Raw genomic sequence first — 16,538 nt, 5'->3', positions numbered from 1 at the left:
ATTCAAGTAGTTATTCAAACCATTCTGCCTCACGATGTGTCTCTTGAGGAATAATGATCTCCTCATCTTGTGAGTTCCGTAGTTCGATGATGTAATCAAAATCCTCGAACACACAGTCGGTGTTGCGCACATAAAGATCTGGGTGCTCGATGACTTTGACAGACGGAAGTCGCATGACTTCGCGAATCAATTGCCGATGGCGTTCATCCATCGTCCGCGTCGAGACGGCACCGTCGATGATGTAGACGTGGTCTCCTTCGCGTTCTTCCTCGAACAGCGAAGTCCGCACCGTCTGCTTCATGAGCGTCGAGGACAGGAATAGCCAGCGCTTGTTCGCACAGACGCTCGCTGCCACAATCGACTCGGTCTTTCCGACACGCGGGTTGCCGCGCACGCCGATCAACAAATGCCGCTCTTCTTTCATCAGTTCGGCGACGAAATCGACGAGGACACCCAGGTCCTCACGCACGAAACGAAACGTCTTCTTGTCATCGTTATCGTGCTCGATGTAACGTCCGTGTCGAATTGCGATCCGGTCCCGGAGTTTCGGGCGCCGGAGCTTGATGACGACGATGGCTTCCATCTTGCGCAAAATATGTTCCAAACGATGGACGTGATCGGCCGCCGGTGCCTTTAACAGCATGCCGCGGCGCTGTAGATCGACGCCGTTGATCGTCACGATTGAGATTTGAAGCATCCCCATCAGTGAGGCGATATCCCCGAGGATACCGGGTCGATTTTGGCAAAGTTCATATTCGAGATACCATTCTTCGAACTTATGATCCATCTCGTCCACCCTTTCTGATGTGTGCTCGCTACCTTGTTCATTCTAAATTATTTTAGAAGAATTGAAAAGAACTCGTTTCAACCGAGCCAACAAAGTTTCACACCCAACCGCCGTCGATCCGAAGCACGGTGCCGGTCATGTATGCGGCTGCCGGAGAGCAGAGGAAGCGTATTGTCTCCGCTACTTCCCCTGGGCCTCCTAACCGGCCGAGCGGAATCTCATCCCGAACGTCTTGTTTCGTCTCTTCTACCGTATCATTCATCGGGGTGTCAATCCACCCCGGCGTGACCGCGTTGATGCGGACGTGAAACGGTCCGGCCTCACGCGCGAACGCCTTGACGAATCCAAGCTGGGCGGCCTTGACCGTTGAATAGAGGACTTCTCCGGCCGCACCGACCTCGCCCCAGACACTCGAGACGACGACGATGTCGAGCGGGCGGTCATACGGTTTCAGCCCGACAACGTGCTGGACGAGACGGACCATCGAGCGGACATGTATGCGATACAGCCGGTCGAGCTCGAAGAGTGACTGATCGACGAGCAGACCGTAGGCATGATTACCGGCGACATGGATGAGGCGGTCGACCGGTCCGAGCGTCTCGAGCCAAGCTTCGAGTCCGGCTTCATCGTCGAGGTCACACGTGACGACGTCGGCCGTCAACTGTTCGTGTGAAACGAACGCACGAAGCGACTCCGTTTGCGAATGCGCCTGCAAAATGAGTGCATCGTCTCGAAACGCTAGCGCGACGGCACGGCCAATCGCTCCGCTCGCTCCCGTGATGAGCGTCGTCACGGTTTCTTGACGACACAGACCGTCCGATGATCGGCTTGGAACAGACGGTCGTACGCCGCATACAGGTCGTCAAGCGTAATCGCATCGAGCAAGTCCGGGATGTCGAACATGTTGCCGCCGCTGAGTGCGTAGCGTGAGAACTGGTTGGCGATAAACTCTGGTGAGTTGAGCGCCTTCAAAAACTGTCCTTTCATCATGCGCTTCTTGCGATCGAGTGTCTCGCCGCCGAGTTCGAGCGGACGCTCGAGAGCGGACGTGATCCGGTCGACGAACGTCTCGACGTGTGGCGTCTCCATTGACAGGACGGCGAAGGCGAACGTCTCTTCTGACGTATAGTCGAACGAGAACGCGTCATCAATCAATCCTTCGGCGTACAGTTCCGCATAGAGCGGTGCCGTCGTGTCGAACAAGGCGTGCATGAGGAGCTCGACGATGAGCTCTTGCTTCATGCCCTCTTTGCCGGGGCGTGGCGTATCTTTATAGCCGATCATCACTTTCGGGACCGAGACGTCCATCTCGATGACCCGTTCCGTCATATGGACCGTCTCGGGCTCCTCGACCACCTCACGCGCCGTCAATAGCGGCGCATCAAACGTCTTCGCCGCCTGATTGGCGGTAATCTCGGCAAGGACAGCGTCAGGGTCGATATTGCCGACGACGAACAGCACCATATTGCTCGGATGGTAAAACGCCTCGTGACAGCGATATAAATCGTCGGCCGTGATGGCGCTAATCGATTCGATCGTGCCGGCGATATCGATTTTGACCGGATGTTCGGCATACATCGCCTCAATCAAACCGAAGTAGAGGCGCCAGCCCGGATTGTCCTGATACATTTGAATCTCTTGGCCGATGATCCCTTTCTCTTTCTCGACCGAGGCCTCCGTGAAGTACGGCGCTTGGACAAAGTCGATCAACGTCTTCAAGTTCTCACTGACGTTCGACGTCGCACCGAACAAGTATGCCGTCCGGGTGAACGACGTGAACGCGTTCGCCGACGCGCCGAGGCGTCCGAACTGTTGGAACACGTCGCCGTCTTCTTTCTCGAACATCTTATGCTCAAGGAAATGGGCGATCCCGTCCGGCACGTCGACCCAATCTTCCGTTTTAAAGCGACGGTCGATCGAACCATATTTCGTCGTGAACGTGGCATACGTCTTCTCATAACCGGTCTTCTTCAATAAATAGACCGTCAATCCGTTCTCGAGGACGGTGTGATGGAGCGTTTCTCCGACGTTTGGAAAATCGAGTTTCATACAGTTCCCCCCTTTAAACAATAGACAGCCTGTAAATCCAGGCCCTTGGCGAGCGCGGCCACATCATCCCGCGAGGTCCGCTCGATGATGGCCATCTCTTCCTCGAGCGAGAACGGACGGATGTCCGAGCCGCTCATCCAAGCGATCAATTGGCGCGGGTTATCCCCGAGTTGACGACGTTGATGGTACAGCATCGCTTTCGTCTGTTCGAGTGTCTCGTCCTCGAACGTCCCGGCCTGGAGGTCGGCGAGTTGGTCGGCGATGATCGCCTCGGTCTTCGCCTGGTTCGAGGCATCGATCCCGGCATAGACGAATAACATCCGGCTGAGTGAGCTGTACTGCGAGGCGGCATAGTAGGCCAAACTCTCTTTCTCCCGGACGTTCATGAACAGTTTCGAGTGCGGGAAGCCGCCGAACAGTCCATTGACGACTTGCATCCGGACAGCGTCTTCACTGCGCGGGTCGACGTCGACTTGATAGGCGAGGTGCAATTTGCTCTGATTGATCGTTTGATGTTCCTCGAGACGCTGAAACTCACGGTCGACCGGCTGTGGATACTCACGGACGAGTCGTTCCCCGAGCCCTTCGAGCGGCGCGAACGCGGCAGTCACTTGCTCACGACTCACGTCGCCGACGACGTAGACGTCGACACGATCGTGACGGATCATCGAGGTATAGGCATCAAAGAGCGTCTTAGGCGTCACGTGCTCCAACTGTTCGAGTGTACCGAGCGACTGGATGGCGAGTTCGCCGCCGAGCAGTTCTTGAAGACGTTGCTGGGCGAAGCGCATCTTGTCATCGTATACCGATTCGATGCGCTGACGCTGGAGACGGGCCTCCTGTTCGACGATGAGCGGTTGGAACGCCCCGTCATAGGCGTTCGGACGAAGGAGTACTTCTTCGAGCAGCTTGATCGCCTCACTGAGCACCGGTTCGCCGACGAGCGCATCGCTCACGACTTCGAGCTGGAACTGGATGACATGTTCTTTGCCGACTTTCGACGCTCCGGCGTAAAGGCTCGCGTCATATAATTGTTCGAGCGGCGTATGAAACAATTCGATCGACGGATAGGCTTCTGTCGCTTTCTCCATCACATACGGCAGTAAAGCCCGGTCGGCAATCGTCTCAGCCGACAGTGGGGCCGCAAATGAGACGAGGCATGTCGTCGTTTTAAATTTTTGGGTCGGGTAGACCGAATAATGCAGTCGTTGTTGGAATTGTTCGATTCCTTTCATAAGTTGATCTACTCCTTTTTCTTTTTCGTTTTGAACACGTCCGCACCGCGGGCGTATTCTTGATCGGGAACTCCGGCCACGACATTGGCGTAACGGGCCGCGGTGAACAAATAGTCGCTCAGCCGGTTATAGTACGGGAGCTGACGAGCGGCGGCGTCGACGTTGACGAGCTCTCGTTCGACACGGCGACAGACGGTACGTGCCACGTGCAGGCTCGCCGCACCGACACTGCCACCCGGCAAGATGAAGCGGACGAGCTCCGGACATTTCGGTTCAAGTTCGTCAATCCACGTCTCGAGCTCGGTGACGATTGTCAAATCGACTTGTTGTGGCGGCGTCTCAGTATACATGAGCTCGGAACCGAGATCGAATAGATCATGTTGAATCTTCGTCAGCTGGGACCGGAGCGTCTCGTCTGTCTGATGGGCGAGCGCGAGACCGATCTGACTGTTCAATTCATCTAACAGCCCCATCGCCTGGATGTGCGGATGAATCTTTAAGACACGTCCGCCGATGAGTGATGTTTCCCCTTTGTCCCCGCCTCGTGTGTACAGTTTCATGTCATTTCCTCCTTGATGCCACAAATGGTGACCCATAGGAGTCACCATTGTCGTTATGCGTGCGGTTGTGTGTACGGAAGATGAATCGTGAACGTTGTCCCTTCCCCGTGCGTGCTCGAGACGTCGACCGTGCCTTGATGGGCATCGATGACGTTTTTGACGATGGCGAGACCGATGCCGGTACCCGTCTTGCCGCCGCTCGTCCGCGCTTTATCCGCTTTGTAGAACCGTTCGAACACGAACGGCAAATCTTCTTTCGGGATGCCGCTGCCCGTATCCGACAAACGGATCACGAAGCCGGCCTCCTCTTCACTCGCCTCGAGCCGGATTGATCCCGACTCGGTATGGGCGATGGCATTGCCGATCAAGTTCGTGAACACTTGTTCCAATCGGTCCCCGTCCGCCTCGATGGCATGACGCGGGGCCTCCGTTGACAGCGTGATGCCTTTTTCGTTCGCCATTTGGTTGAATTTGCGCATGACGCGCGGAAGAAATTCACCGAGGTCGAACGTCGTGAACTGCATCGTCTCTTTGCCTGACTCGATTCGTGCCAGGTCGAGCAAATCGTTGACGAGACGGGCCAATCGAAGCGATTCATCGTAGATGATGGAAGCGAACTCTTTCGTCGCGTCATCACTTTCGGTCATGCCGTCGATAATCGCCTCGGAATACCCTTGAAGCGTCACGAGCGGTGTCCGTAGCTCGTGGCTGACGTTGGCAACAAAATCGGTTCGCATCTTGTCAAGACGATGGCTCTCGGTCGTGTCACGGATGACGACGACCGCGCCTTCAAAATCATCCTCGCCGAGAAGCGGTGTCACCGTCAACGTATAATAATGTTCGTCTTGTTTCACTTCGATCGTCTTCTCCGGTGCCCCGGCAACGACGTCCTCATAGAGAGACAGGACGACTTCATGCGGCTGTTCGTCGATGAGGAGCGGTTGGGCTTGCGGGTTCGTGACAATGACGTTCGCATGACGATCGAGCGTGATGACCCCATCGGCCATCGACCGTAAAATCGAGGCGAGTTGGAGCCGTTCTCGATCGAGCGCATTCACGTATGTCGACAGTTGGCTACTCATCGCATTGAACGACCCGGCCAACTCCCCGATCTCATCGTTCGACTTCTGGACGAGACGGAGGTCGAATTGCCCTTCTCCCGTCTTATTGACCGCGTCACGCATCTCGCGGAGCGGTGCCGTGATCCGGGTCGATAAAAAGAAGGCAAATACGGTCGTGACGATGATCGCCGACGCGACCGTCCAAAAGATGATCGTCCGAGCCCCTTCGTTCGCACTCGAGATCGCGTCGAGCGGTTCGATCAAATAGAGCGTATATTCGCCTGTCTCGAGTGAGAATGTCGTCCGATACGCGAGTGCCGCCTGATCGTCAAATGACGAAAAGTTTCCAATCGCCGTCTCCCCGACCGCCTGATACGTTTCCCAATCCTGACGGCCGAGCTCCGTCATGAGACCGTCGACTTCCGTTCCAAAGTTCGAACGGACCGTCCCGTTCTCTAATATATAGTTCGCACCGTACACTTCAATGATTTGGTCGACCGTCCGTGACGCGTCCCCTTCTTGAAGCAACACCGACTGGACCTGCCCGCCGAGCTTGGCCAAGTGGCCGCGTTCCTGGTCGATATGGAACGAGTTGAAAAACTCGAGCATCAACACAGAGACGATGAACAAGATGAGACTGACCAATACGAGAATCGTCAACCATAGTTTTGTGACGATGCTATTCCGGCGAATCATCACTCACTGATGACTTCGAACTTGTACCCGACACCCCATACCGTCGTGATCATTTGCGCGGCTTCTGGAGAGACCCGGTTCAACTTCTCCCGGAGTCGTTTCACGTGTGTGTCGACCGTTCGAAGGTCTCCAAAGAATTCATAGTTCCAAACTTCTTTCAACAGTTGCTCCCGTGAAAATACTTTGTCGACTTGTTTGGCCAAGAAGAACAAGAGCTCATACTCTTTCGGCGTGAGCGCGATTTCTTCTCCGTCGACCGTGACGCGGTGCGCATCGTTGTCGATCGTCAAATGCGCGAAGACGATCAAGTCTTTTGATTTTTCGGCCGTACGCAAATATTTCGTCGAGCCCGAGCGGCGAAGGAGTGCCTTGACGCGCAAGACGACCTCACGCGGACTGAACGGTTTGACGATATAATCGTCCGCTCCGACTTCGAAACCTTGGACACGATCGACTTCTTCGCCTTTCGCCGTCAGCATGATGACCGGTGTCGCCTTCGATTTCCGAAGCTCGGTACATACTTCGACCCCGTCCATTTTCGGCATCATCAAATCAAGCAGGATGACATCAAAATTGTGCTCAAGGGCGAGCTGAAGCGCCTCTTCCCCGTTCGTCGCTTCGACGATCACATATTGTTCCCGTTCCAAATACATTTTTAATAGGCGGCGAATTCTTTCCTCGTCGTCGACCACTAAAATTTTAGTTTTATTAGCCATCCACTAAACCTCCTAAAGAACCATTACAAGATGTAGCGAATGTTGCACAATTGTGAACATTTCGCTCTCTTTCATAACTATACCACTCTATTATTTGGCTTCACAACGGTCAGTTGACAGCGGCGTAAAAAAAGAAGCCACCGAAGTGACTTCTTTTTTTACGCATATGAGTGCAAACCTGCGATGACGAGGTTGACGAACACCAAGTTGAACATGATGACGGCGAAGCCGCCGACACATAACCAAGCGGCTTTTGTTCCCGTCCAACCACGTTGGATGCGCATATGCAAATAGTAGATATAGATGAGCATCGTGATGAGCGCCCACACTTCTTTCGGGTCCCAGCCCCAGAAACGGTTCCAGGCGATTTGTGCCCAAATCATCGCGAAGATGAGTCCACCGAGGATGAACACCGGCAAGCCGATGGCGATCGACCGGTAACTGATCTCGTCGGCGAGATCAAGGTCGACTTTTTTCGCGAGCGGTTGAAGCGCCTCGGCAATCCGTTTTCGCAAGATGACGAAACGAAGCAGTACATAAATCACGACGCCGGCGATGACCGACCAAATGAGCGTGTTCAACTTCAATGTATTGATGAACGTCGGTAACTCAAGTGACAGTCCGCCCGAACCAGAGAGAAGCTGAGCCCCTTCCGGCACGAACAACATCGGCATGAAGTATTCATACGACTCTTGTGTCCCGCGGTCGTTCGTGAACTCGACCACGCCACCGGCACCGATCGCCTTGAAGAGCATCGAGACGAGAATGAAGCCGAGCGTGCACATGAGGACGAACATCGTAATCTCAAGCCACGTTCGTGACTTCGACTGTTCCCGCATCGACGTCTCATTCAATAAGAAAATGAGACCTGAGGCGAAGCTGATGGCGAGAATTCCTTGGCCGAGCGCGGCCGTCGTGACGTGAATTTTCAACCAGACACTGTTCAAGGCCGGGATAAGCGGTGCCACTTCGCTCGAGAACATCGAAGCGAAAGCGATGACGAGAAGCGCCACCGGCATGGCGAACAAGCCAAGCACGTCATTTTTATAAATCCCGTACACGACGAGGAACCCGAACACCATCATCATGCCGAAGAACGTCGTGTATTCGTACAGGTTCGATACCGGTGCATAACCGACCCCGACCCAACGTAAAATAAAATATGTCATTTGAGCGATGAAGCCGATGACGGCCAAAATGAACGCATATTTGCCGTAGGCGATACGGTTGACGTTTCGGCCTTTGCGCATCCCGCTGACCGCGATCGTGAATAACACGGTCGCGACAGCGTAAAGGATGAACGCGATAAAGAGCAAACGACTGCTCCACTGAATCCACTCCATTATGATTCCCCTCTTTCATTGGTTGAGTTGTCGTCCGTCTTTTTTTCAAACCGTGCCTGATCTTCCCAGATCGGCAGGCCATTTTTCTCTAGGAGCGGTGTGATTTCGCGATTGAGCGAGGACGGGTTCTTGTTGGTGAAACCAGCGACGAGCACGTCCGTCTCATTGTGTCGGCGAATCCAGATACGACGGTGCGGCCAATACATCCCCATGACAATTCCAATCATGAAGATGACTCCACCGACAATCAAAATCGGATACGTCGAGTCACTCTTGACGCGTAGACCACTCGTACTTGCCATCTCCGTACCAGCGAACTGGAACACATAGCGATTATCTTCATCGGCCACGTTTAAACGAATTCCAATCAAATTCGATTCCGTCGTGCCGTCTGGTGTGTCAATCGCCATGAAGAAGGCCGGGTTGAGTGCCCGTGGCGATTTCGTGTTCGGTTGGCCGTCCTTGACCTCAAAGTCAGGATACAGGTCGTTCAGTTTGACCGTGACGTCTCCGAGGTCATACGTCGTCTCCGGGTTCGTCAAATCGACCGTGAACGGTCCATACACATCACCTGTCTCTTTATCGGCAACGTTAAAGGACATCGACAAGAATTCCAGGCGACTCGAATACTGTTCTTGATACACTTCGTACTTTTCAAACTTGAACGGGTGGTTCACTTTCGTCGAACCGGTATCGACTTCCTCGAGTTGCGGCGATCCGTCCTCGTTCGTCCCGGTCTTCTTGAACAGCGTCAATTCCGTCTCATAGTTTTTCGGGACTGCGCCCGCTTTCTCGATCGCCTTGGCAAATTTCGCATCTTCCGCGTTATTTTCCGGATCATACATCTCTAAGATGAACTGATCGTTGCGAAGATAATATTCATCATCCGTCGCTTCGAGCGGAACCGTATCGCCTTCGCGCACCCATTCGAGCGTATCCGTATGGAATGCCGGGAAAACGCGAAGCATCGCCCCGATGAAGAAGATGACGAGCCCAATGTGATTGACGTATGGACCCCAGCGACCGAATCGATATTTCTCGGCGAGTAAGGCATCCCCATCACGCTTCACTTGATAACGCTTGGCTTTTAAAGCCTCTCCGAACGCATCGATTTGCTCGTCCGTCCCTTTTCCCTCACCAATCAAACGTTGTCCGCGCATGAAGCGATCGGTACGTCGGACCGGTTGAAATTTCAACGCTTTATACAGCGGGAAAAATCGATCAATCGATACAACGATGAGCGATAACGTCAGCATCACGATCAACGTGATGTACCACCACGATGTATAGAGGTTGTGGAATCCTAGCGTGTAGTAAATCGTACCCGGTGTCCCGTACTCGTCCGTGTAATACTGGTTCGCCGGCAACTGTTGCGGAATATACATCTCTTGCGGGAAAATCGTTCCGATCGCCGACCCGACGATGATAAGCCCGATGAGCCATAGACCGACCTTGACCGATGCAAAAAAGCTCCACACCCGGTCAATCCATGACCGTGGACGACGCTTCGATCGTAAATCGGCGCCGTCGTATTTCATATCTAGCATTTGTGCGCCCCCCGTTCGCTTACAATGACTTCTCGGCCAACTCCATCAGTTTCTCTTTCGTGAGTTCACCTTCGTACTTTTCAATCACTTTGCCGTCGGCATCGATGACGAACGTGACCGGCAAGTTATAAATCCCGTACGCCTTCTCGACTTCGCTGCGCGTGTCCATCAAAATCGGATAGTCGAGCTTGACGCCGAGGCCGTTCACGAAATTATCGACCCGAAGCGGTGTCTCGCCGACGTTGACCGCCCAAAAATCGACGCCCATGTCTTGGAGTGCGGCATAGTTGTCCTGGACGACCGGCATCTCTTTCTCACACGGTTCACAGAATGTGCCCCAGAAGTTCAAGAGCAACCCTTTACCGTCGTATGTGTCACGCTCGACCATCGTCGTCCCGTCAAGACTGACGAGCTTGAAGTTCGGCGCATCGTCACCGGCCTCGATACGTCCGTCGTTGCCGGCTTGTTCAAACAATTGCATGATAACGACCGCTCCTGCGAACAGGACCATCGTCATAATCATGAGCCGCCAAAATGACCGTTTTTTCTTATGGGCCATCGCCTGGTTCATGCGATCACCCGACTTTGTTTCTTTCGTCATGAGTTCACACCATCCTTTAGTTGTTATTGTACTGAAAAAACACCAAAAACGCACATTAACAGACTTTTTTCATCTTTTTGTCACACAATCTCCACAAAATAAAAAATCATCCTATCTCAGGACGATTTTTTAGTTGTTATTTTTTCTTTTTCTTGCCCCGTTGTACGGGTGGTACGGTCGGGTTGGCAAGCTCACGTAGCTTCGATACTTCCTTGCGTGACAGTTCACGCCATTCGCCCGTCGTGAGACCGTCGAGCGTCAAGAAACCGAACTGTTCGCGTTTCAGTTTGATGACTTCTGAACCGACTGCTTCGAGCATGCGACGGATTTGACGGTTATGGCCTTCCGAGATGACGATTTCTAAGATGGCCGAGTTTTTCTTATGGTCGACCGTCTTCATCTTCACTTGGGCGCTACCCGTCTTGTAGCCGTCATCGAGTTCGACACCCGACTCGAGTTGTTTAATCGCGATATACGAAGGAATGTTCTTCACTTTCGCGACATAACGTTTTGGGATCTTGAACTTCGGATGGGTCATCATATTCGAGAACTCACCGTCATTCGTTAAAATGATGAGTCCCGTCGTGTTATAGTCGAGACGTCCAACCGGGAAGACACGCGATCCAGGCGGTACGAGATCGGTGATGACTTTCCGTCCTTTATCGTCTTCGACCGTCGAGACGTAACCGCTCGGCTTGTAGAGCACATAATAAACATGCTCTTCTTGTTCGATTTTCACACCGTCGACCTCGACTTCAGACTTTGGACCGACTTTCGTACCGAGTTCGCGCACGACTTTCCCGTTGACGCGCACCCGTCCATCTAAAATCATTTCTTCGGCTTTACGCCGTGAGGCGACACCTGCTTGGGCAATCACTTTTTGTAAACGTTCCATTTATTCATTCTCCAATCTATCTTGCGTAATCGCAGACGGCTGGCCGAAGAACAAATCGCCTTCGTCCGAGAGCTCGTCTTCAAACGTTAATGGGGGCAATTCATCGAGTGAATTGAATCCAAAATGGTCCAGGAAATGTTCGGTCGTCCGGTATAACTTGGCCCGGCCGATTGTCTTGGCCCGGCCGGCCGCTTCAATCAATCCTTTAGACAACAGCGTATGGATGACACGTTCGACTTTAACGCCCCGGACTTCCTCGATATCAGCCCGGGTGACCGGTTGCTTGTACGCGATGATGACGAGCGTCTCCATCGCGGCACGTGATAACGCCTGTTCGGCCATCGTGCCGACGTAGCGTTGAATGTACTCCGACACTTCAGGAATCGTCACGAGCTTATACACGCCCGCGGATTCAATCAGTTGGAACGGACGACCCGAATCTTTGAACGATGCTTCTAGTTTGCTCAACTGTTCGCGGGCAGCGGCTTCCGAAATGTCGAGCGTGTCCGCGAGGGCCCGCACTTCCATTCCTTCTTCGCCGACGACGAACAATAGACTCTCAATAATCGTTTCATAAGACAGCAACGGCTTCATCCCTTTCCTTTGACGATTCGACGAACGAGATTTGAATGTCTCGCTCTTCCTGTTTGGTCGTAACAACGCGCAACTTGATCAATTCGAGTAGCGCCATGAACGTGACGACAAGGTCCGACACATCGGGACGTTCCTCAAAAAACGAGAAGAACGATGTTGTCCGCTTTGCCGAGACGTGATCGTGCAACCGTGTCATCTGTTCTTCAAGCGTCCGTTCTTCACGTTTGATCGTCTTTTTGCGACGCTCTTTCCACCGCTTGCGTTCGACCATTTTCGAATAGGCGTGCAATAAGTCCGCAAAGTTGAGTGGACCGTCATACGGCTGGACGAGGTCGGACATGTAGCGCGTCAAATCCTCACCGGGACGGCTATACAGTTCGAGGCGAGACTCTTCTTGCTCGCGCATGAATACGACCGCTTCTTTATACGCCTTATATTCAATCAACTGTCGAATCAACCCTTCTCGGGTCGGTTCTTCCCCAAAGTCGGGAATGTCATCTTCTTCAACTGGAACCGGTGGCAACAGTTGCTTGCTCTTCAATTGGAGCAACGTCGCCGCCATGACCAAATATTCACTGGCCACATCGAGTTCAAATTTTTGCATCGTCCGGATATAGGCGACATACTGATCCGTGACCTCGGAGACAGAGATGTCTGCGATGTCGAGCTCCATTTTTCCGATCAAGTGGAGCAACAGGTCAAGCGGGCCTTCGAACGTATCGATTTTGACGTTGTACGCTTCCATAGAGACACCTGCCATTTACATTTTTGCGCTTTAGTATAACATGTTTTGTAGTACCGTGACCACGAAAGGAGAAATTTGATGTCGACGCCTTTTATCCAGTATACGCTCTTATTTGAATGTCATGCCGATTATTTCGAGTGCCATGAAGTGCTTGAAGAAGCATGGCAGGACGGGGGGCGAGAGGATCTCGGTTACGCCGCCTTGATTCAATACGCCGTTGCCCACTACCATGCCCGTCGCGGTAACACGCCCGGTGCAAAAAAGAGTATCGCAGCGTTACAGCAGAAGCTCACGTTGGCCGTGACCGAACTCGAAGCCCTTGGAATCGATACCGCGACGTTCGCCCGTGACTTGCAACGTTGGCCGCTCCCGGAGGCGCTTCCGCTCAATGAAGCGACACGACAACGCATCGAGCGTTTGAAGCCCGCCTTCGAACCGACCACTTTGACGTTTGACGAGCTCGTCCATAAACATATGTATCGAGACCGGACACCCGTCGTCACCGAACGGCTCCGAGCGCTCGAGGCACGTAAAAAAGCTAGGCGCTGAGCCTAGCTTTTTTTAAATGACGACTTGGTTCCATTTATCGAGCAGGTCACCGGTTTTGCCTTGACCGACAAGCGTCAAGTCGAGCGGCAATAAGTTCCGGGTCTCATCGAGCAATTCGTAAGAACGCTTCTCGCCGCGGAACGACGGAGACAGCGCGATATGATGGATGAACATCGTCGTCTCTTGTTGCTCCATCCCGATGATCCCGACGAAGTCTTCCCCGACTCTCCACAGATAGAGGAATTTGGCAGGGTCTTCTTCGTAGGATCGGACGAGTTCGAGCAAGGCGAGCGGAGATTTGTCGCTACATGAGAACGCGAGCAAGCCCATCGCCGTCTTTTCGTACGATTGTTTGTATTTCACCAGCATTGCTGGTTTCACCACCTTTAGTCATTCATGTTTCACTAAGTGAACACGTGAGAGACATGGCTCATTGTGCCATAACGTTCAGGCAGAAATCAATTCTCGTCCCAAACTTTAACTTCGGCCATCTTCGTGCCTTGACGAAGTTTGACCGCGTGCTCAAGGCCAGACGTCACTTTTCCGAAGACCGTGTGGACACCGTCGAGATGTGGTTGTGGCTCATGGACGATAAAGAACTGTGACGAGCCCGTGTTGCGTCCGGCGTGTGCCATTGAAAGCGAACCCGCTTCATGTTTGTATGGGAACGATGTCGATGTCTCACATGGGATCGTCTTGCCTGAACCACCCATACCTGTCCCGTCTGGGCAACCGCCTTGGCTGACGAAACCTGGGATGACCCGGTGGAACGTCAAACCGTTATAGAAGCCGCTGTTCGCGAGCTCCTCGAAGTTGTCGACCGTGATTGGTGCCGCATCGTGGAACAAGTCGAATTCGATCATTTCGCCGTTCTCTAATTTCATAGATCCTTTTTTCATGAAAAGTTACCCCTTTATGTTCATATTGTCATTCTCACTCACACATTGCCCATTCTATCAAAAAAAACCGTCTGTCTCCACTATTTTGTGGAAACAGACGTTCTGACTTGCCGCTTACTGGATGACGGCGTGGACGAGTGGACGCGCCGTCGGCTCTGTCGCACCGATCGTGTACGCGTGGTCCATCCGCTCGAGCGCAGATGTCATGTCTTCTTTGTTCGAACGGAGCACGGCGATCACGTCACCGGCCTCGACCTTGTCACCGACTTTCTTCTCGAGCGTGATACCGGCCGCGAAGTCGAGCTGATCATCTTTTGTCGCGCGACCTGCGCCGAGGAGCATCGCTGCCACACCGACTTCGTCAGCGATAATCGACTCGACGTAACCTGCTTGTTTCGCGACGAACGTCGTCTCATACTTCGCTTGCGGAAGTTTCGATAAGTCATCGACGAGCGACGCGTCGCCACCTTGTGCCGCTACGAACTGACGGAACACTTCGAGGGCATGACCGTCGGCCATCCGTTTCTCAAGGTCAGCGTACGCTTCCTCGAACGTCTGATAGAACTCGCCGAGTACCGCCATATGGCCGGCAATCGTGAGGGCAATCGTCTTCAAGTCGGTCACGTCTTTGCCCGAGAGGACTTCAATCGCTTCTTTCACTTCATTGGCGTTCCCGATTTCGAAACCGAGCGGCTGGTCCATATCCGTGATGACGGCGACCGTCTTACGGCCGACGTTCTTACCGATGGCGACCATCTCTTCAGCGAGCGCTTTCGCGTCGTCGAACGACTTCATGAACGCGCCTGAACCCGTCTTGACGTCGAGGACGATGCTGTCGGCACCGGCCGCGATCTTCTTCGACATGATCGAGCTCGCGATGAGCGGGATTGAATCGACTGTCGCCGTCACGTCACGGAGTGCGTAAAGACGTTTGTCGGCAGGCGTCAAGTTGCCCGTCTGACCGATGATTGACATCTTGATGTCGTTTACTTGCTTCGTGAATTGTTCTTCCGTCAACTCGACGTTGAAGCCAGGGAACGATTCAAGCTTATCGATCGTCCCACCCGTGTGGCCGAGACCGCGACCACTCATCTTCGCGACCGGAATCCCGATTGACGCGACGAGCGGAGCGACGATTAAGCTGATTTTGTCACCGACGCCGCCAGTCGAGTGTTTATCGACTTTTTTACCTTGGATGTTCGACAAATCGATGACGTCACCAGACTTGACCATCTCCATCGTCAAGGCCGCCGTCTCTTTCTCTGTCATGCCGTTAAAGTAAATCGCCATCGAAAGGGCTGACATCTGATAATCAGGAATCGTCTCGTTCGTGAAGCCTTCGACGATGAAACGAATCTCCTCTTCGTTCAATTCGCCACCGTTACGTTTTTTCAAAATCAAATCGACCATGCGCATAAGTTTCGTCCTCCTAGTTGGGTAGTGGTTACATGCTTTGAATCGTGCCGCGTACGAGTGAAAGGAAGTCTTGGCGGACGCGTTCTGTCGTCTCGATGACTTCTTCATGGTTGAGCGGTTGATCTAAAATCCCGGCTGCCATGTTTGACACGCACGAGATGCCGAGCACTCGCATATCTGAGTGACGGGCCACGATGACTTCAGGCACCGTCGACATGCCGACGACGTCGCCTCCGAGCAGGCGAGCCATCTTGACTTCGGCCGGTGTCTCGTAAGTCGGACCCGTGTTCCCGAAGTAGACGCCTTTTTGAACAGAAAGTCCAAGTTTTGTGGCGACGCCTTCCGTCAATGTGACGAGCTCTTTATCGTACGCTTCTGACATGTCCGGGAAACGTGTTCCGAAGTCGCTCGCGTTCTTACCGATGAGTGGGCTCGTACCGAAGAAGTTGATGTGATCCGTAATGATCATCAAGTCCCCTGGATTGAACGACTCGTTGCAAGCACCGGCCGCATTCGTGACGATGAGCGTCTCGACACCAATCAATTTGAGGACGCGGACCGGGAACGTGACTTGTTCCATTGAGTAGCCTTCATAGAAGTGGAACCGTCCTTGCATCGCGACGACGCGTTTTCCTTCGAGGTCCCCGAAGACGAGTTGGCCGGCGTGACCTTCGACGGTCGATACCGGGAAGTGCGGGATGTCCTCATAAGGGATTTTCACCGCGTTCTCGATTTCATCCGCGAGGACGCCGAGACCTGAGCCAAGAATGAGTCCGATTTCTGGTGTTCCGTTCATGCGTTCCTGTAAAAATGCCTTTGTTTCGTTCCAATTTACCATGAGTAAT

Annotated in this window: 18 protein-coding genes; 1 reads left to right on the top strand and 17 read right to left on the bottom strand. The window is 53.2% G+C overall.

What is annotated here, in order from left to right; genetic code table 11:
* Window positions 1–10 precede the first annotated feature (10 nt).
* The 13 genes from KNP86_RS05805 to KNP86_RS05745 form a co-directional block, all read right to left on the bottom strand.
* Window positions 11–787, bottom strand: coding sequence for a YmfK family protein (locus KNP86_RS05805; RefSeq protein WP_034777827.1), 777 nt, complete (start codon window positions 785–787; stop codon window positions 11–13).
* Window positions 788–884: 97 nt separating this feature from the next.
* The gene (gene ymfI / locus KNP86_RS05800) at window positions 885–1,580 is read right to left on the bottom strand and encodes an elongation factor P 5-aminopentanone reductase (RefSeq protein ID WP_214753194.1); all 696 of its coding nucleotides are present in this window, start codon (window positions 1,578–1,580) and stop codon (window positions 885–887) included.
* Entirely contained in the window at window positions 1,577–2,836 is a 1,260-nt protein-coding gene (gene yfmH / locus KNP86_RS05795; RefSeq protein ID WP_214753192.1) for an EF-P 5-aminopentanol modification-associated protein YfmH, read from the bottom strand. The genes ymfI and yfmH overlap by 4 nt, the downstream gene beginning before the upstream one ends.
* Window positions 2,833–4,071, bottom strand: a complete 1,239-nt coding sequence (gene yfmF, locus KNP86_RS05790) for an EF-P 5-aminopentanol modification-associated protein YfmF (RefSeq protein WP_138859321.1) — start codon at window positions 4,069–4,071, stop codon at window positions 2,833–2,835. Before yfmF ends, yfmH begins: the two co-directional genes overlap by 4 nt.
* Window positions 4,072–4,079: 8 nt before the next feature.
* Window positions 4,080–4,631 carry a cob(I)yrinic acid a,c-diamide adenosyltransferase gene (locus KNP86_RS05785; protein WP_034777834.1) on the bottom strand — a complete coding sequence of 184 codons (552 nt, stop codon included), beginning with the start codon at window positions 4,629–4,631 and terminating at the stop codon, window positions 4,080–4,082.
* 53 nt (window positions 4,632–4,684) lie between these two features.
* Window positions 4,685–6,388: a sensor histidine kinase gene (locus KNP86_RS05780; protein WP_214753190.1), complete on the bottom strand. Its 1,704-nt coding sequence runs from the start codon at window positions 6,386–6,388 to the stop codon at window positions 4,685–4,687.
* A complete protein-coding gene (locus KNP86_RS05775) occupies window positions 6,388–7,104 on the bottom strand; it encodes a response regulator transcription factor (RefSeq protein WP_214753188.1) in 717 nt (238 codons plus the stop codon). The genes KNP86_RS05780 and KNP86_RS05775 overlap by 1 nt, the downstream gene beginning before the upstream one ends.
* 158 nt (window positions 7,105–7,262) lie before the next feature.
* On the bottom strand, window positions 7,263–8,447 hold the full coding sequence (gene ccsB / locus KNP86_RS05770; protein ID WP_029595329.1) for a c-type cytochrome biogenesis protein CcsB: 1,185 nt from the start codon (window positions 8,445–8,447) through the stop codon (window positions 7,263–7,265).
* Complete coding sequence (resB, locus tag KNP86_RS05765; protein ID WP_029595328.1) at window positions 8,447–9,994, bottom strand: cytochrome c biogenesis protein ResB; 1,548 nt, start codon at window positions 9,992–9,994, stop codon at window positions 8,447–8,449. Before resB ends, ccsB begins: the two co-directional genes overlap by 1 nt.
* Window positions 9,995–10,013: 19 nt before the next feature.
* The gene (locus KNP86_RS05760) at window positions 10,014–10,595 is read right to left on the bottom strand and encodes a redoxin domain-containing protein (protein ID WP_029595327.1); all 582 of its coding nucleotides are present in this window, start codon (window positions 10,593–10,595) and stop codon (window positions 10,014–10,016) included.
* A 136-nt stretch (window positions 10,596–10,731) separates the two neighbouring features.
* Window positions 10,732–11,490, bottom strand: coding sequence for a pseudouridine synthase (locus tag KNP86_RS05755; protein WP_029595326.1), 759 nt, complete (start codon window positions 11,488–11,490; stop codon window positions 10,732–10,734).
* On the bottom strand, window positions 11,491–12,084 hold the full coding sequence (scpB, locus tag KNP86_RS05750; protein WP_029595325.1) for an SMC-Scp complex subunit ScpB: 594 nt from the start codon (window positions 12,082–12,084) through the stop codon (window positions 11,491–11,493).
* Window positions 12,062–12,829 (bottom strand): segregation and condensation protein A, encoded by a 768-nt coding sequence (locus KNP86_RS05745; RefSeq protein ID WP_029595324.1) that lies wholly within the window; start codon window positions 12,827–12,829, stop codon window positions 12,062–12,064. The genes scpB and KNP86_RS05745 overlap by 23 nt, the downstream gene beginning before the upstream one ends.
* Window positions 12,830–12,907: 78 nt before the next feature.
* On the opposite strand from KNP86_RS05745, the gene KNP86_RS05740 reads away from it, so the two are divergent.
* Window positions 12,908–13,378, top strand: coding sequence for a DUF309 domain-containing protein (locus KNP86_RS05740; RefSeq protein WP_214753186.1), 471 nt, complete (start codon window positions 12,908–12,910; stop codon window positions 13,376–13,378).
* Window positions 13,379–13,390: 12 nt separating this feature from the next.
* On the opposite strand, the gene KNP86_RS05735 is transcribed toward KNP86_RS05740, so the two are convergent.
* The 4 genes from KNP86_RS05735 to KNP86_RS05720 all read right to left on the bottom strand — a co-directional run bounded on the left by KNP86_RS05735 (window position 13,391) and on the right by KNP86_RS05720 (window position 16,531).
* Window positions 13,391–13,747 (bottom strand): GNAT family N-acetyltransferase, encoded by a 357-nt coding sequence (locus KNP86_RS05735; RefSeq protein ID WP_034777852.1) that lies wholly within the window; start codon window positions 13,745–13,747, stop codon window positions 13,391–13,393.
* An 89-nt stretch (window positions 13,748–13,836) separates the two neighbouring features.
* Window positions 13,837–14,277, bottom strand: coding sequence for a peptidylprolyl isomerase (locus KNP86_RS05730; protein WP_029334855.1), 441 nt, complete (start codon window positions 14,275–14,277; stop codon window positions 13,837–13,839).
* A gap of 114 nt (window positions 14,278–14,391) precedes the next feature.
* A complete protein-coding gene (locus tag KNP86_RS05725) occupies window positions 14,392–15,693 on the bottom strand; it encodes a pyrimidine-nucleoside phosphorylase (protein ID WP_034777853.1) in 1,302 nt (433 codons plus the stop codon).
* A 28-nt stretch (window positions 15,694–15,721) separates the two neighbouring features.
* Window positions 15,722–16,531 carry a purine-nucleoside phosphorylase gene (locus KNP86_RS05720; RefSeq protein WP_034777854.1) on the bottom strand — a complete coding sequence of 270 codons (810 nt, stop codon included), beginning with the start codon at window positions 16,529–16,531 and terminating at the stop codon, window positions 15,722–15,724.
* Window positions 16,532–16,538 lie beyond the last annotated feature (7 nt).

The organism is Exiguobacterium sp. s16 (assembly GCF_018618115.1).
Lineage (GTDB): Bacteria > Bacillota > Bacilli > Exiguobacteriales > Exiguobacteriaceae > Exiguobacterium > Exiguobacterium mexicanum_A.
The sequence above is the reverse complement of the archived record's forward strand: the minus strand, read 5'-3'. Positions and strand labels throughout refer to the sequence as shown.

Excerpts from the sequence above, each read along its gene's own strand:
- KNP86_RS05805 (WP_034777827.1), bottom strand. The coding sequence starts at position 787 with ATGGATCATAAGTTCGAAGAATGGTATCTCGAATATGAACTTTGCCAA.
- yfmH (WP_214753192.1), bottom strand. The coding sequence starts at position 2,836 with ATGAAACTCGATTTTCCAAACGTCGGAGAAACGCTCCATCACACCGTC.
- yfmF (WP_138859321.1), bottom strand. The coding sequence starts at position 4,071 with ATGAAAGGAATCGAACAATTCCAACAACGACTGCATTATTCGGTCTAC.
- KNP86_RS05785 (WP_034777834.1), bottom strand. The coding sequence starts at position 4,631 with ATGAAACTGTACACACGAGGCGGGGACAAAGGGGAAACATCACTCATC.
- KNP86_RS05780 (WP_214753190.1), bottom strand. The coding sequence starts at position 6,388 with ATGATTCGCCGGAATAGCATCGTCACAAAACTATGGTTGACGATTCTC.
- KNP86_RS05775 (WP_214753188.1), bottom strand. The coding sequence starts at position 7,104 with ATGGCTAATAAAACTAAAATTTTAGTGGTCGACGACGAGGAAAGAATT.
- ccsB (WP_029595329.1), bottom strand. The coding sequence starts at position 8,447 with ATGGAGTGGATTCAGTGGAGCAGTCGTTTGCTCTTTATCGCGTTCATC.
- resB (WP_029595328.1), bottom strand. The coding sequence starts at position 9,994 with ATGCTAGATATGAAATACGACGGCGCCGATTTACGATCGAAGCGTCGT.
- KNP86_RS05760 (WP_029595327.1), bottom strand. The coding sequence starts at position 10,595 with ATGACGAAAGAAACAAAGTCGGGTGATCGCATGAACCAGGCGATGGCC.
- KNP86_RS05755 (WP_029595326.1), bottom strand. The coding sequence starts at position 11,490 with ATGGAACGTTTACAAAAAGTGATTGCCCAAGCAGGTGTCGCCTCACGG.
- scpB (WP_029595325.1), bottom strand. The coding sequence starts at position 12,084 with ATGAAGCCGTTGCTGTCTTATGAAACGATTATTGAGAGTCTATTGTTC.
- KNP86_RS05745 (WP_029595324.1), bottom strand. The coding sequence starts at position 12,829 with ATGGAAGCGTACAACGTCAAAATCGATACGTTCGAAGGCCCGCTTGAC.
- KNP86_RS05740 (WP_214753186.1), top strand. The coding sequence starts at position 12,908 with ATGTCGACGCCTTTTATCCAGTATACGCTCTTATTTGAATGTCATGCC.
- KNP86_RS05735 (WP_034777852.1), bottom strand. The coding sequence starts at position 13,747 with ATGCTGGTGAAATACAAACAATCGTACGAAAAGACGGCGATGGGCTTG.
- KNP86_RS05730 (WP_029334855.1), bottom strand. The coding sequence starts at position 14,277 with ATGAAAAAAGGATCTATGAAATTAGAGAACGGCGAAATGATCGAATTC.
- KNP86_RS05725 (WP_034777853.1), bottom strand. The coding sequence starts at position 15,693 with ATGCGCATGGTCGATTTGATTTTGAAAAAACGTAACGGTGGCGAATTG.
- KNP86_RS05720 (WP_034777854.1), bottom strand. The coding sequence starts at position 16,531 with ATGGTAAATTGGAACGAAACAAAGGCATTTTTACAGGAACGCATGAAC.